The 14,255-nt window shown below is 74.6% G+C and carries 10 protein-coding genes; 6 read left to right on the forward strand and 4 right to left on the reverse strand.

What is annotated here, in order from left to right:
* The first annotated feature begins 54 nt into the window (after nucleotides 1-54).
* The 3 genes from J1G43_RS16715 to J1G43_RS16725 are packed head-to-tail and all read left to right on the forward strand — an operon-like array spanning nucleotide 55 to nucleotide 1,945.
* Nucleotides 55-324: an exodeoxyribonuclease VII small subunit gene (locus J1G43_RS16715; protein WP_207341588.1), complete on the forward strand. Its 270-nt coding sequence runs from the start codon at nucleotides 55-57 to the stop codon at nucleotides 322-324.
* The gene (locus J1G43_RS16720) at nucleotides 321-1,280 is read left to right on the forward strand and encodes a carbohydrate kinase (protein ID WP_207378875.1); all 960 of its coding nucleotides are present in this window, start codon (nucleotides 321-323) and stop codon (nucleotides 1,278-1,280) included. The genes J1G43_RS16715 and J1G43_RS16720 overlap by 4 nt, the downstream gene beginning before the upstream one ends.
* Nucleotides 1,277-1,945, forward strand: a complete 669-nt coding sequence (locus J1G43_RS16725; RefSeq protein WP_207341586.1) for a carbonic anhydrase — start codon at nucleotides 1,277-1,279, stop codon at nucleotides 1,943-1,945. Before J1G43_RS16720 ends, J1G43_RS16725 begins: the two co-directional genes overlap by 4 nt.
* A gap of 55 nt (nucleotides 1,946-2,000) precedes the next feature.
* Here the strand turns inward: J1G43_RS16725 and J1G43_RS16730 are convergent, their stop codons facing one another.
* The 4 genes from J1G43_RS16730 to J1G43_RS16745 are packed head-to-tail and all read right to left on the reverse strand — an operon-like array spanning nucleotide 2,001 to nucleotide 6,368.
* Nucleotides 2,001-3,269, reverse strand: coding sequence for an ABC transporter ATP-binding protein (locus tag J1G43_RS16730; protein ID WP_207378876.1), 1,269 nt, complete (start codon nucleotides 3,267-3,269; stop codon nucleotides 2,001-2,003).
* Nucleotides 3,270-3,295: 26 nt separating this feature from the next.
* The gene (locus J1G43_RS16735; protein ID WP_207378877.1) at nucleotides 3,296-4,129 is read right to left on the reverse strand and encodes a carbohydrate ABC transporter permease; all 834 of its coding nucleotides are present in this window, start codon (nucleotides 4,127-4,129) and stop codon (nucleotides 3,296-3,298) included.
* Nucleotides 4,126-5,088: a carbohydrate ABC transporter permease gene (locus tag J1G43_RS16740; protein ID WP_207341583.1), complete on the reverse strand. Its 963-nt coding sequence runs from the start codon at nucleotides 5,086-5,088 to the stop codon at nucleotides 4,126-4,128. The genes J1G43_RS16735 and J1G43_RS16740 overlap by 4 nt, the downstream gene beginning before the upstream one ends.
* Nucleotides 5,085-6,368, reverse strand: a complete 1,284-nt coding sequence (locus J1G43_RS16745; RefSeq protein ID WP_207378878.1) for an extracellular solute-binding protein — start codon at nucleotides 6,366-6,368, stop codon at nucleotides 5,085-5,087. Before J1G43_RS16745 ends, J1G43_RS16740 begins: the two co-directional genes overlap by 4 nt.
* Before the next feature lie 126 nt (nucleotides 6,369-6,494).
* Here J1G43_RS16745 and J1G43_RS16750 point away from each other — a divergent pair, with 126 nt between their 5' ends.
* The 3 genes from J1G43_RS16750 (at nucleotide 6,495) to J1G43_RS16760 (ending at nucleotide 14,252) form a co-directional block, all read left to right on the forward strand.
* Nucleotides 6,495-7,928 carry an aspartate ammonia-lyase gene (locus J1G43_RS16750; RefSeq protein ID WP_207341581.1) on the forward strand — a complete coding sequence of 478 codons (1,434 nt, stop codon included), beginning with the start codon at nucleotides 6,495-6,497 and terminating at the stop codon, nucleotides 7,926-7,928.
* Nucleotides 7,929-8,115: 187 nt separating this feature from the next.
* On the forward strand, nucleotides 8,116-11,460 hold the full coding sequence (locus J1G43_RS16755) for an FtsX-like permease family protein (RefSeq protein WP_242635939.1): 3,345 nt from the start codon (nucleotides 8,116-8,118) through the stop codon (nucleotides 11,458-11,460).
* Nucleotides 11,457-14,252, forward strand: coding sequence for an FtsX-like permease family protein (locus J1G43_RS16760; protein WP_207378880.1), 2,796 nt, complete (start codon nucleotides 11,457-11,459; stop codon nucleotides 14,250-14,252). Before J1G43_RS16755 ends, J1G43_RS16760 begins: the two co-directional genes overlap by 4 nt.
* The last annotated feature ends 3 nt before the right edge of the window (nucleotides 14,253-14,255 follow it).

Raw genomic sequence — 14,255 nt, forward strand, 5'->3', positions numbered from 1 at the left:
GCGACGACGCGGGACGGCGCGGCAGGTGCGCTGGTCGGCTGGTTGACTGTGCGCGTGGCACGACCCGACACGGCCGGCGCAGCCGGCGACGAGAACCCAGCCCCCACCCTCCCGGACCCGGCGGACCTCGGCTACGAGCAGGCGCGCGACGAGCTCGTCGCGATCGTCGCCCGGCTCGAGTCCGGCGCCGGGACGCTCGAGGAGTCGCTCGCGCTGTGGGAGCGCGGTGAGGCACTGGCCGCGCGCTGCCAGGAGTGGCTCGACGGCGCGCGCGCACGGCTGACGGCCGCCCGCGGCAGCGGCGGCACGGAGGACGACGAGTGACCGGCGAGGCACGTGCCCTGGTGGTCGGCGAGGCCCTGGTCGACGCCGTGCGGCGCACGGACGGGACGCGTGACGAGCACCCGGGCGGGAGCCCCGCGAACGTCGCGCTCGGCCTGGCACGCCTCGGGAGGCGCGCCGACCTGCTGACGTGGCTCGGCGACGACGCGGACGGTGACCTGGTGCGCCGCCACCTGCAGCGCTCGGGCGTCCACGTGCTGCGCGGCGACCGCGCCGCGGTCCGCACCCCGGTGGCCACCGCCCACCTGGACGCCGAGGGCGTCGCGACGTACGAGTTCGACCTCGAGTGGGACCTGCCCTCGTCGTGGGACGAGGACGACGACGCGCCCCTGGTCGTGCACACGGGCTCGATCGCGACCGTGCTCGCACCCGGTGCCGCGAAGGTCGCCGCGCTCCTCGCGAGCCGCCGCGCCACGTCCACCCTCACGTACGACCCGAACCTGCGCCCGGCGCTGATGGGCGACCCGGCCGCCGTCCGGCCGGTCGTCGAGCGCCTGGTGGCCCTCGCGGACGTCGTCAAGGTCAGCGACGAGGACCTGGCGTGGCTGCGGCCCGGCGTCGCGCCGGCCGAGATCGCCGAGGCGTGGAGCCGGTCCGGCCCCGCCCTGGTCGTGGTCACGCACGGTGGCGAGGGCGCGTTCGCCGTCACGTCGGCCGGCGCACGCCTGTCCGTCGCGGCGCCCCGGGTGACGGTGGCCGACACGGTCGGCGCCGGCGACTCGTTCATGGGTGGCCTGGTCGACGGCCTGTGGGAGGCCGGCCTGCTCGGCGCCGACCGGCGCGCCGCGCTGCACGACGTCGACGCCGCGACGGTGCAGGCCGTCCTGGAGCGCTGCGCCCGGATCGCGGCGATCACGGTGTCCCGCCCGGGTGCGAACCCGCCCCGACGCGACGAGCTCGAGGAACCGACCGACACGACGGAGGGCACCGACGCATGACGGCTGCGACCACGACACCGACGACGCCCGCCGAGGCGTGGGCCGAGCTGCGCGCCGGCAACCTGCGGTTCGTCGAGGACCGGATGCTGCACCCCTCGCAGGGGATCGACCGTCGCACCGAGGTCAGCAGCGAGCAGCACCCCTTCGCCGTGGTGTTCGGCTGCTCCGACAGCCGGGTCGCCGCCGAGATCATCTTCGACCAGGGCCTGGGCGACCTCTTCGTGGTCCGCACGGCCGGGCACGTGCTCGACACGACCGTCATCGGGTCGATCGAGTACGGCGTCAACGTGCTGGGCGCCCCGCTCGTGGTCGTCCTCGCGCACGACTCGTGCGGTGCGGTCGCGGCCACCGTCGACGCGATGACCAGCGGGAACGTCCCGCCCGGCTTCGTGCAGGCCGTGGTGGACCGCGTGATCCCGTCGATCGTCGGCCTCACGGCCTCGGGGCGGCCGCTGGACTCGTTCGACGCGGCCACGCTCGGCCACGAGCACGTCCTGCACACCGCGCGCCAGCTGCACGGGTACTCCGTGTCGCTCGCGGACGAGATCGCGGCCGGCCGGTGCGCGATCGTCGCGCTGGAGTACGCCCTGGCCGACGGCCGCGCGCGCGTCGCGCGCGTCGTCGGCGACATCGGCGCCGGACCGGGCGTGGTCCCGCAGGACTGACCGTCGTGCCGCGTCGCGCCGCCCCGGGCCTGCCGGGACGGCGCGACGCCGGGGCTCAGGCGGCCGGCTCGCGGGCGCGCTCGGCGCGGCGGTGCGCACGCTCCGTCGTCCGGCGACGCTCCTCGACGCTCTCCTCGTCGGACCGGCGGGCCGACTCCGCGTCGTACGTGAGGTTCTCGCCGGTCTCGGGGTCGAAGATCAGCAGCCGTGCCGGGTCGAACCAGAGCTCGGCGGTGTCACCGTCGCGGACCCGCGCCTCGGAGCCGAGCGCCGCGACCAGCTGGGTCCGCATGCCCTCGCCGTCCAGGTCGCGGTCGAGCTCCTCGAGGGTCTTCTCCACCGAGGCGTGCGTCTCGAACGGCACGTACGCGTAGAGCTCCGCGCCCAGCCACTCGACGACGTCCACGTCGGCCCCGAACGTCACACCGCCCGCGCGGGTGTCGTCGTCGAGCATGTCCGCGTCCTCCAGGTGCTCCGGGCGCAGACCGACGATGACGACCCGGCGGTCGCCGATGCGGGCGCGCAGCTCGTCGGTCAGGGGGACCTCGGTCAGCGGCAGCCGCAGCACGTCACCGTCGACCTCTCCCGGCAGGAAGTTCATGGGCGGCGACCCGATGAACCCGGCCACGAAGAGGTTGACGGGCTGCTCGTACAGCGCCCGCGGGCTGGCGACCTGCTGCAGCACGCCCTTCTTCAACACGGCCACCCGGTCGCCGAGCGTCATCGCCTCGGTCTGGTCGTGCGTGACGTAGAGGGTCGTGGTGCCGAGCCGGCGCTGCATCCGGGAGATCTCGGTGCGCATCTGGCCGCGCAGCTTGGCGTCGAGGTTGGACAGCGGCTCGTCGAAGAGGAACGCGCGCGCCTCGCGGACGATGGCCCGCCCCATCGCGACCCGCTGCCGCTGCCCGCCGGACAGGTTGGCGGGCTTGCGGTCGAGGTGCTCACGCAGCTCCAGGGTGTCGGCGGCGCGCTCGACGCGCTCACGCACCTCCGCCTCCGAGAACTTGCCCTTGTCGAGCCGCAGCGGGAACGCGATGTTCTCGAACACGCTCAGGTGCGGGTACAGCGCGTAGTTCTGGAACACCATCGCCAGCTTGCGGTCCCGCGGCGCCTTGTCGTTGACCACGTCGCCGTCGATCGAGATCTCGCCGCCCGTGATGTCCTCGAGACCGACGACCATGCGCAGCAGGGTCGACTTCCCGCACCCCGACGGCCCGACGAGGATGACGAACTCGCCGTCGTCGATGTCCAGGCTCACGTCGTTCACGGCCGGGTACCCGTCGCCGTACTCCTTGACGACGTGGCTCAGCGTGATCGCTGCCATGACGCTCCTCCTCCTGCGACGGCCCGTCAGCCCTTGACGGCACCCTGGGTGAGCCCGGCGACGATCTGGCGCTGGAACAGCAGGACCAGCACGACGACGGGGATGGTGACGATGACCGCGGCGGCCGAGATGGCCCCCGTCGGCTCCTCGAACTGCGAGGCGCCGGTGAAGAACGCGAGCGCCGCCGGCACGGGCCGGGCGCGCTCGGTGGACGTCAGCGAGATGCCGTAGACGAAGTCGTTCCACGCGAGGAAGAAGGCGATGATCGCCGTGGTCGCCACGCCCGGTCCGGCGAGCGGCACGATGACCTTGCGGAAGGCCTGCGCCGTGGTCGCGCCGTCGACCTGCGCCGCCTGCTCCATCTCCCACGGGATCTCGCGGAAGAACGCGGTGAGCGTCCAGATCGACAGCGGCAGCGTGATCGACAGGTAGGGGATGATCAGGCCGGGCCACGTGTCGAACAGCCCGATCGCACGCCAGATGTTGAACAGCGGCGTGACGATCGAGATGACGGGGAACATCGACACCCCGAGCGCGAGCCCCAGCACCAGCGCCTTGCCGGGGAAGTCGAGGCGGGCGACCGCGTACGCGCACAGCGCCGCCAGCACGACCGCGATCCCGGTGGCGATGAGGCAGATGCCCACGGAGTTGCGCAGCGCCGGCAGGAACAGCTCGGACGCGCCGCCGGTGAGGATCAGCTGGTAGTTCTGCCACGACACCGACGTGGGCAGGAACGACCCGTCGTCGAGGTCGGCCGGCGCCTTGAGCGACAGCGACACGATCCACGCCACCGGGAACAGGCAGTACAGGACGATCAGGATCCCGCCGACCCACCACCACGCCTTCGTCCGCCCGCTCATCGTCCCGCCCTCGTCGACGCCGCCAGGTTGACCTTGAAGCCCTTGACGAACAGCAGCGCGATGAGCGCGACGCAGATCGTCAGCAGCACGGACACCGCCGAGCCGATGCCGATCTCCAGGCGCTGGATGGTCTGCCGGTAGGCCAGGAACGACACCGACTCGGTGCCGGCCGCGCCGTTCGTCATGATGAAGATGTTGTCGAAGATGCGGAACGCGTCGAGGGCCCGGAACAGCAGCGCGACCATGATCGCGGCCTTCATGTTCGGGATCGTCACGCGGCGCATCCGCTGCCACCACGTGGCGCCGTCGACCTTCGCCGCCTCCTGCAGCTCGCCCGGGACCTGTGCGAGCCCCGACAGCAGCAGCAGCGAGATGAACGGCGTCGTCTTCCAGATCTCCGAGATGCAGATGACCGTGATCGCGGTGCCGAACGACGCGAACCAGTCCACGTCGTCGGGCACGAACGGCAGCCAGCTGTTCATGAACCCGCTGGTCAGGTCGAACATGAACCGGAACGCGAACGCCGAGACGACCGTGATGATCGCGTACGGGATGAGGATCGCCGTGCGCAGCGCGGGACGCAGGGTGCTCAGCGCGTTGTTCATCACCAGCGCCAGGGCGAACCCGAGGACGAGCTCGACGACCACGGTGACGACCGTGATGAGCACGGTCACCCACAGCGCCTGCCACCAGATCGGGTCGGACAGGATCAGCGCGTAGTTCTCCAGGCCGACGAAGCGCCGCGCGTCGGGGTTGGTGAGCTTGTAGCTGTACAGCGAGTCCCAGACGGCCTGCAGGATCGGGTACCCCACGACGGCGACGAGGACGAGGATCGCGGGCGCGCACAGCAGCAGCCCGAGCCGGGCCTCCTGGCGCGCCCGGTCCGACCGGCGCGGCTTGCGGGGACCGCCGGTGGCCGCGTCAGCCGCGGCCGGGACGGTGGTGGTCGCGGCGCTCACAGCAGTGCCCTCCCCTGCAGGACGTCGGTGATGAGCGTGTCGCCCGAGGCCGGGGTGGAGTCCGGGGAGACGCTGCGGGGCGAGTGCCACGTGCGCTGCAGGCTCGTCGACACCTCGTTGTAGAACGGCGTCTGCGGCCGTGGTGCGGCGTTCTGCAGCGACTCGCGGATGAGGTCGGCCATCGGGAAGGCCTCCTGCACCTCGGGGTCGTCGAACGCCACGAGGGACCCGGGCGGGTTGCCGTCCGACAGGTAGTACTCCGCCTGCTTCTCGGGCTGGACGATGCACTGCGCGGCCTCGAACGCCAGGTCGGGGTTCTCGCTGAACGCGCTGACACCGAGCGTGACGCCCCCGATCGGCGGGCGGGACTCCTCGCCCTCGACCGCCTGCGGGTACAGCGCCCAGCCGTAGTCGTCGACGACCGACCGGTCGAGGCTGCCGGACTCGACGCCCGCGTTGGCGCGCTGCCAGACGAACGGCCAGTTGACCATGAAGCCCGCGGAGTCGCCCTCGAACATCGAGGCGTTGATGTCCTCGTCGGCGTTGGAGAGCTGCGGCCCCCCGACACCCGAGGCGGCGAGGTCCGAGATGATCTGCGCAGCGGTGCGGCCCGCGTCGCTGTCGAGGCTCGGGGTGACGGCCTGCGGGTCCTCCTCGTCGGGGTTCTCGAGGATGTGCCCGCCGGCGGACTCGACCAGCGCGTTGACCCACACGGTGAGCGACTCGGCGCGCGTGCCCTGGACCGCGACCGTGACGTCCTGCTGCTCGGCCGCGTCGATGATCTGGTCCCACGTGACCGGCTGCGACATGTCCAGGCCTGCGGCCTCGGCCACGGACTTGCGGTACCAGAGCAGCTGCGTGTTGGCCCAGAACGGCACGACGACGAGCTCGTCGCCGTACGTGGCGGCCGCGACGGCCCCCTCGGCCACGTCCTGCGTCACGGTCTGCGCCACGTCGTCCGGGATCTCGGCCAGGAAGCCCGCGTTGGAGAACTCCGGGACGAACGGCGGGTCGATGCTCATGAGGTCGATCGACGTGTCGTTGGCCGCGAGCCGCCGGACGAGCTGCTCGCGCTGCCCCGGGGCGTCGCGCGGCAGCAGGGCCACCTCGAGGCGGTACGCGCCGTCGGACTCGTCGCTGCACTCGGCGGCGATGCGCGCCTGCCCCCCGGAGTCGGGGTTGATGTACCACGTCAGCGTGGGAGGCCCGGCCTCGGCCGACGCGCAGGCGGCCAGCGGGGCCACCAGCGCCAGGGCGAGGAGAGCTGCGCGTCGTCGCACCGGGGGTACCTGACCTCTCGCGTCGTCGGAAGGGTCGAACGGTGCTTCACATACGACTACGACCTGCACCGTTCCGCCACCGGAAGCCTGCGCGACCCGACGCGGCGGCGGTGGAAGGATGTGCGCATGACTGACACGAACGGTCCCGACGTCGCGGCCGACGCCCAGCCCGCGTACCGCATCGAGCACGACACGATGGGTGAGGTCCGCGTGCCCGCCCACGCGCTGTACCGCGCGCAGACCCAGCGCGCGGTGGAGAACTTCCCGATCTCCGGGAGCACCCTGGAGCGCGGCCACATCGAGGCGCTCGCGCGCGTGAAGAAGGCGGCCGCCCGCGCCAACGCCGAGCTGGGTGTGCTCCCCCAGGACGTCGCCGACGCGATCGCCACCGCCGCGGACGAGGTCGCGTCGGGGGTCCACGACGCCCACTTCCCGGTCGACGTCTACCAGACCGGCTCGGGCACCAGCTCGAACATGAACACCAACGAGGTCCTCGCCACGCTCGCGACGCGCCTGCTGGGCCGCGACGTGCACCCGAACGACCACGTCAACGCGTCGCAGTCGTCGAACGACGTCTTCCCGACGTCGGTGCACGTGGCAGCCACCGCGGGCGTCGTGCGCGACCTCGTCCCCGCGCTCGAGCACCTCGCCGGCGCGCTGGAGGAGAAGGCGACCGCCTGGGCGCAGGTCGTGAAGTCGGGCCGCACGCACCTCATGGACGCGACCCCGGTGACGCTGGGCCAGGAGTTCGGCGGGTACGCCGCGGCGGTGCGCTACGGCGTCGAGCGCCTGCAGGCCGCGCTGCCGCGCGCCGCGGAGGTCCCGCTGGGCGGCACCGCGGTCGGCACCGGCATCAACACGCCCGCGGGCTTCCCGCAGCGCGTGATCGCGCTGCTGGTCGAGGACACGGGCCTGCCGCTGACGGAGGCGCGCGACCACTTCGAGGCGCAGTCCTCCCGCGACGGCCTCGTGGAGCTGTCCGGCGCGCTGCGCACCATCGCCGTGAGCCTGACCAAGATCTGCAACGACCTGCGCTGGATGGGCTCGGGCCCCAACACCGGCCTGGCGGAGATCGCCCTGCCCGACCTGCAGCCCGGGTCGTCGATCATGCCCGGCAAGGTCAACCCCGTGGTGCCCGAGGCCGTGCTCATGGTCTGCTCCCGGGTCGTCGGCAACGACGCGACGGTCGCGTGGGCCGGTGCCAGCGGCACCTTCGAGCTCAACGTGCAGATCCCCGTGATCGCCTCGGCGGTGCTCGAGTCGATCCGCCTGCTGTCGAACGCGTCGCGCGTGCTGGCCGACCGCACGGTGGCCGGCACGACACCGAACGTCGAGCGCGCACGTGAGCTGGCGGAGTCGTCCCCGTCGATCGTGACGCCGCTGAACCGCACCATCGGCTACGAGAACGCCGCGAAGATCGCCAAGCACGCCGTGAAGGCGGGGGTGACGATCCGCCAGGCGACCCTCGACCTGGGCTTCGTCGAGCGCGGCGACCTCACGCTCGAGCAGCTCGACGCGGCGCTGGACGTCCTCGCGATGACCCGGCCGCCGCAGGCCTGACCAGCGCGTGCGGGGTGTCCCGGGAGGACCCGGGGCACCCCGTACGCCACGGAATTGACCCGCCCGCCGACCCAACCTTTCCTATCACCCGAACGAGTGTCAGAGCACCCCCCACCTGCGCTTTCATCTCGCCTAGCATCGCCGTGCGGTCGCGCGACGACGACGGCGCGGACGAGAGGTGGCGCAGATGGGCTGGCGGGCGCAGGTGCTCCTGGGACGCCTGCGCGACCAGGCCGCCGTCCTGGCGACCGTCACCCTGGTCACCTTCGTGGCCACCACGCTGCTCGGGACCTTCGCGTTCCTGCTGCACGCGACGGGCGACGGCGCGGTGGACGCCGCCCTCGCCCGCGTGCCGGACTCCGAGCTGACGCTCGAGACGAAGATCCGCCTGTCGAACCGCGACGTCCAGGCCGCCGTCGACGCCGCCTCGACCGTGATCGGCGACACCCTGGGCGACGTCCCGACCGAGCAGACGACCTGGCTCACGGGCCGCCTGTGGATGCTGCCCCGCGACCCGAGCGGCGGCACCGCGCCGATGGCGTACCCCGCGAGCACACCGGCCGTGCCCGAGCACGCGGAGCTGCTGTCCGGGGCCTGGCCGGAGCGCGCCCGGGACGACGCGGGCCGCACCCAGGTCAACGTGCCCGACGTCGCCGCGAAGCGTTACGGCTGGTCGACGGGCACCGAGATCCCGGTGCGCACGCTGGGGGGCCAGACCACCGACACCTGGGTCGTCGTGGGGACCCACGTGCTCACGGGCGGCAGCCTGCAGTGGTCGCGCGACCTGCTGGGCGGCACGGGGCACGACGCCGCGTTCCCCGTCCCCGGGAGCGGGGGACGGCTGACGGCCGACGTCTGGGGCCCGGTGGTCGTGACGCCCGAGACCCTGCTCGGCGCGGGCACCACGGAGACCGCGAACGTCCTGTTCACCCCGACCATCACCGACCTCACCCCCGGTGCCCTGACCGACGTGCGGACGGCGCTGGACACCACCCAGGCGCGCCTGTCGGCCGCACTGAAGGCCGCCGGGGTGAGCGGCATCGTGCGCACGGACCTCGGCACCACCATCGACGCCGCCGCGCGGGAGCTGGCCGTGACCCGCATCGGCGTCATCGTCGTCGGGCTCCTGCTGGTCGTGCTCGCGACCACGGTGATGCTGCTCACCGCACGGCTGCTCAGCGAGCGCCGCGCCGGTGAGGGCGCGCTGCTGGCGGCACGGGGCGGGGCGCCGCACCAGCTGCGCTCGCTCGCGGTGGCCGAGGCCGCCCTGATCGCGGTCCTCACCGCGGCCGTGTCCCCGCTGGCGGCACGCGCCGTGTTCGACGTCCTCGCCGACCGCAGCGGGCTCGGGGCGGCCGGCCTGCGGACACCACCCGGTGTCCCGACCTCCGTCTGGATCGCGTGCGGCGCCGTCGCGGTCGTGCTGGCCGTCGCGCTCGTCGTGCCCGCGTGGCACGTCAGCGGCTCGTCGAGCGCCGCGCCGCACGCCGCGCTGGTGCGGACGGGTGCCGACCTCGGTCTGGTCGCGGTCGCCGGGGTCGTCCTGTGGCAGCTCGTCGACTACGGCGCCCCGCTGACCCAGGGGACGTCCGGCGTGCGGCTGGACCCGGTGCTCGTGGCCGGACCCGCGCTGGTCGCCCTCGCCGCCGCCGTGCTCGCGCTGCGGCTGGTGGGGCCCGTGGCCAACGGGGCGGACGTGCTCGCGCGCCGCAGCCGGTCGCTGGTCGCGCCGCTCGCGGCGTGGCAGGTGTCGCGCCGGACGGCCGCCGCCACGGGCACCACGCTCGTGGTCGTCCTCGCCGTCGGCGCCGCGACCTTCTCCCAGGCCTTCCAGGCGACCTGGCGCGAGTCCCAGCTGGAGCAGGTCGACCTGGCACTGGGCACCGACGCCCGCATCGACGGGCAGCCGTCCGAGCGGCTGACAGGGTCGGCGGACGTGCGCGCCGGGCTGGCGGACGCGCCCCCGGGCACCCGGCTGCAGCCGGTGGTCGACCGGACGGCGAACCTCGGGCGCAACCTCGGACCGGACCGAGGCACCGCGTCGATCGAGGCCCGCCTCGTCGCGGCCGACACCACCGACCCCGGTGCGCTGCGCGGCCGGTCGGACCCGTCGTGGGCGACGCTCGTCGACGGGCTGGGCGGGACCACGGGGCAGGACGCACCCGGCGTGCCGCTGCCGGGCGAGCCCCAGTGGATCGTCGCGACCGTGACGCCCGGCACGCAGCCGTACGCCGAGGGCCGCGTCGACCTCCAGCTCGCCATCGAGGACGAGGTCGGGGTCCGCTCCTGGCTGAGCGCACCGGAGCTGTCGCTCGGCTCGCCGTCGCTGCTGGTGCTCGAGGTCCCGCGGTCGCGCGGACCGCTGCGACTGGTCGCGCTGCGGGGCGTCGTCGGGCTGCAGGCGGTACCGGCGGAGGTGCCGGACGGGGCGCAGGGACACGACCGGCTGGGCCGGATCGGGGTGGCGCTGCACGACCTGCGCGTGGTCGACCGCACGGTCGGTGCGGGGTCGGACAGCGAGGCGCTCACGGCCTCCGAGACCGACGGCACCGCCGTGGAGACGACCGCGTCGGGATGGCAGGGGTCGGCGACCACCGACGGGACCCGCCGGGAGGTCGGGACCGGGGAGGCCGCCGCCGTGCCCACCGCCTCGTCCCACCCGGTGAACGCGCTCGTGGTCGACGGCGCGTTCGACATGGTGAGCCTGGTCAACGGCAACGGTGTGCTCGTGGCCCACGCGTGGCCCTCCTCCCCGACGCTGCCCGTCGTCGTCACCTCGTCGTTGGCCGAGCGCGCCGCCTCCGGCAAGGGTGCCGTGCTCGTCCTGCGCGCCGGTGGTGCGCAGATCAGCGCCAAGATCCAGGAGGTCACGCCCCACCTGCCGGGGACACCCCGGGGACCCGCCCTGCTGGCCGACCGCACAGCGCTCGCCCGTGCGGTCACCGAGGCCGGCGGGACGGACCCGCTCGTGGACGCCTGGTGGCTCACGGCGCCCGACGAGGCCGCGCCCGTCCTCGCCGCGGAGATCGCCCGCTCGACCGGGGCGACCGCCACGGTCCGCGTCACCGAGCGGGAGGCGGCGGTCGCCGGGCCCCTGCGTGTCGCCGTGCCCGCCGCGCTCTCACTGGTCACCGGCGCCACCCTCGTGCTCGTGCTCGTGGGCCTCGGCGCGAGCACCGCCGCGGCCGTGCGGTCGCGGCGCCTGGAGCTCGCGAGGCTGCAGGCTCTCGGCGCAGGACGGCGCTCGCTCGTGGCCGGGCTCGTCGGCGAGCACGCGCTGCTGGTCGCGCTCGGTGCCGTCGCCGGCGCGGCCATCGGGTACGGCCTGGCCCGCGTCGTCGCCCCCATCCTCACGGTGTCCACCGACGGCCGCCGACCGGTGCCGGCCCCGGTGCTCGTGTGGGACCCGGGGGCGTCGCTCGCCCTGACGACCGGGCTGGCTGCCGCCGCCTGCGCGGTCGTCGCCGTGCTCGCCGCGGCGCTGGTCCGACGCGCCTCGGGGGCGCTCCTGCGGCTGGGGGACGACCGATGAGCACGACCACCGCCACACGCGCCCTGGCCCGGGCCACCACCGGCGACGCCCTGCTGGTCGCGCGGCGGCGAGCCGCGCAGGACAAGGGCCTGCTGATCGGCAGCGCGGTCCTGCTGCTCGCCTCCCTCATCCTGACGTCGGCGGTCCCCCGCCTGCTGGAGCGCACGGCGGACCGAGCGGTGCAGGAGAGCATCCTCGCGGCCGGCGACGACGCCGACCTGCTGGCGCGCGCCATGCCCGACCCGTACGGGGAGGGACCGAGGGACCCGGTGACCCTCAGCTACGAGTCGGCGGGGTGGCTGCTCTACCAGTTCGGGGACGTCACGCACCCCCCGGTGGTGACGATCTCCTCCGCGTACACCGTCATGCGGACGCCCGAGGGTGCGTTCGCCGCGGACCTCGTGCACGTCGCCACCCCGGGGGCCGACACGGAGCCGGTGCGCTGGGTGGTCGGCACCGCCCCCGCGGACCTCCCCGACCAGCCGGACGAGGCCGAGGACCCGAGCGGCGCGGAGGCGGCGAACCCGCTCACCGTGCAGGTCGGCCTCAGCACGGCGGCCGCCGCCGCGCTGGGGATCACGCTGGCCGACGGTCCGATGACGATGCGCCGTGACGAGCCCGGCGGCTACGACCACGTCGTGGTGACGGGCCTCTACGAGCCCGTCGACCCGACGTCCCCGATCTGGGAGGACCACCCCGGGCTCCTCGGGGCCCTGACCTCGGCGCCCGGGGCGCCCGTCGAGATGCGGGTCTCGGCGTACGTGCCGTTCGCCGCGGTCCCCGACATGGTCGGGGTGGTGGGCGAGCGCGCTGTCCGCAGCTCGGCACGTGCCGCCGTGCGCACCGACGGGATGACGGTCAGCGACGCGCACGCGCTGGTCACCGACGTCATGCGGACCTCGGCCACCACCGGACGCCTCCAGACCGGCCTGCCGGGGGTCGTCGAGGCGTTCGACGCCGGCATGGCCGCAGCGCGGGCGCTGGTGTCCCTGGTGCTCGCGGGCGTGGCCACCACCGCTGCCCTGTGCCTCGTGCTCACCGCCTCGCTCCTCACGGAGCGCCGCCGCACGTACTTCGCGGCCGAGCGCGCCCGCGGCGCGTCGATCGCGTCCGTCGCGTTCCGCGCGCTCGTCGAGTCGGTCCCCGTCGTCCTGCTCGCCGCCGTGCTCGCCGCCGGCGCGGTCCTCCTCTGGCTGCCCGACCAGCAGGGCTCGGCCCTGCTCACGGTGGCCGTCGCCCTCGTGGCCGCCGGCGCACCGGCCGTGCTCGCGGCACGCACCGCCGCGCAGGCCGCGAACGGTCGCCGCGTCCCGGCGGACCGTCGGGACCGTGCCGCGCAGCAGGCGCGCCGCGGTGCTCGCCGGCTCGTCGTCGAGGGCGTGGTCGTGACCCTCGCGGTGGCAGCCCTGATCGCCGTGACCGGGCGCGGCGTGGTCCCGCTCGAGTCCGGCGAGATCGACCCGCTGCTCGCCGCCGCACCGGTGCTCCTGGCATCCGCCGCGGCCCTGGTGGTCGTCCGGGTCTCCCCCGCCGTGGTCCGCGCGGCGGCCCGCTGGGCGGGGCGGTCCCGTGGCCTCGCGGCGCCGCTCGCCGTCGCCCGCGCGCACGGCGCCACCAGCGCGGTCGTCCCCCTGCTCACCGTCACGGTCGCCGTGGCCCTGGTCGTCCTGTCGGGCACCGTCGTGCAGACGGTGCGGACCGGGCAGCGGCTGGCGGCGGACGAGCTCGTCGGCGCACCCGTCCGGATCGACGGTGCGATCGCCGCCGCCGGCGGCGCGGAGCTGCTCGACCGGCTGCGGGGGGCGCCCGGCGTCACGACCGTCGCGACGGGATCGCAGGTGGGCAAGCGCGCGTTCGGTGAGCGGACCGGCCTGAAGGCGACGCTCGTGGTCGTCGACGCCGCCGAGCTCGACGCCGTGCGCCGCGCCCAGGGCCTGCCCGAGGTGGCCGGCCTGGCGGCGCTGGCGGAGCCGGGACCCGCCGGCACCGTCCCCGCGCTGGTGGGCGGGGACCTGCTGGCGAAGGCCGGCACGGAGGGCACCGAGCAGGTCATGACGGCGCTCAACGCCACGATCCGGCTGGACGTGCGGGGGGCCACCGACCTGACCGCCGACGCCGGGGCGCCGCCGCTGGACACGCGCGCGGCCATCCGCTTCGGCCGACCGGACGACGGGATCGTCGTCGTCGACCGCCAGGTGCTCGCCGACGTCACGGCGCAGGAGGCGAGCGTCGACCGCGTGTGGCTCGCCGGCCCGGGCGCCGTGGCCGCGGTGGCGGCCGAGAAGATCGCCCCGCCCGCCACGTCGGGCCTGGTCGTGACGACCCGCGACGGCTGGTACCAGGCCTGGTCGCAGTCGACGCTGCCCTCGGCGCTGACGGCCACGTTCCTGGCGGCGACGGGCCTGCTGGCCGCGCTGGCTGTCCTCGCACTGGTGCTGGTGGTGGTCGCGACCGCGCGGGAGCGGGGACGGACCCTGTCCGCCCTGCGCACCCTCGGGCTGGACGGGCGGACGGCCCGGTGGGCGACGCTCGGGGAGCTGGCCCCGCTAGTGCTCGGCGGCCTGCTGGGCGGCTGCGTGATCGGGCTGGGGCTGCCGGCGCTGATCGGCGGGTCCCTCGGCCTGCGCCGGCTGACGGGTGAGCCGCGCGGGACCACGATCGACGTCACGTGGTGGCCGATCAGCGTGGCGGTCGCCGCGCTGCTGGTCGCGCTCGTGGTGGCCGTCGCCGTCGAGCGGGCCGTCCGCCGCCGGGACCGGCTCGGGGAAGTGCTGCGGGTGGGTGAACGATGACCA

Source organism: Cellulomonas sp. zg-ZUI22, assembly GCF_017353535.1.
In the GTDB taxonomy this organism is placed as follows: Bacteria; Actinomycetota; Actinomycetes; order Actinomycetales; family Cellulomonadaceae; genus Cellulomonas; species Cellulomonas wangleii.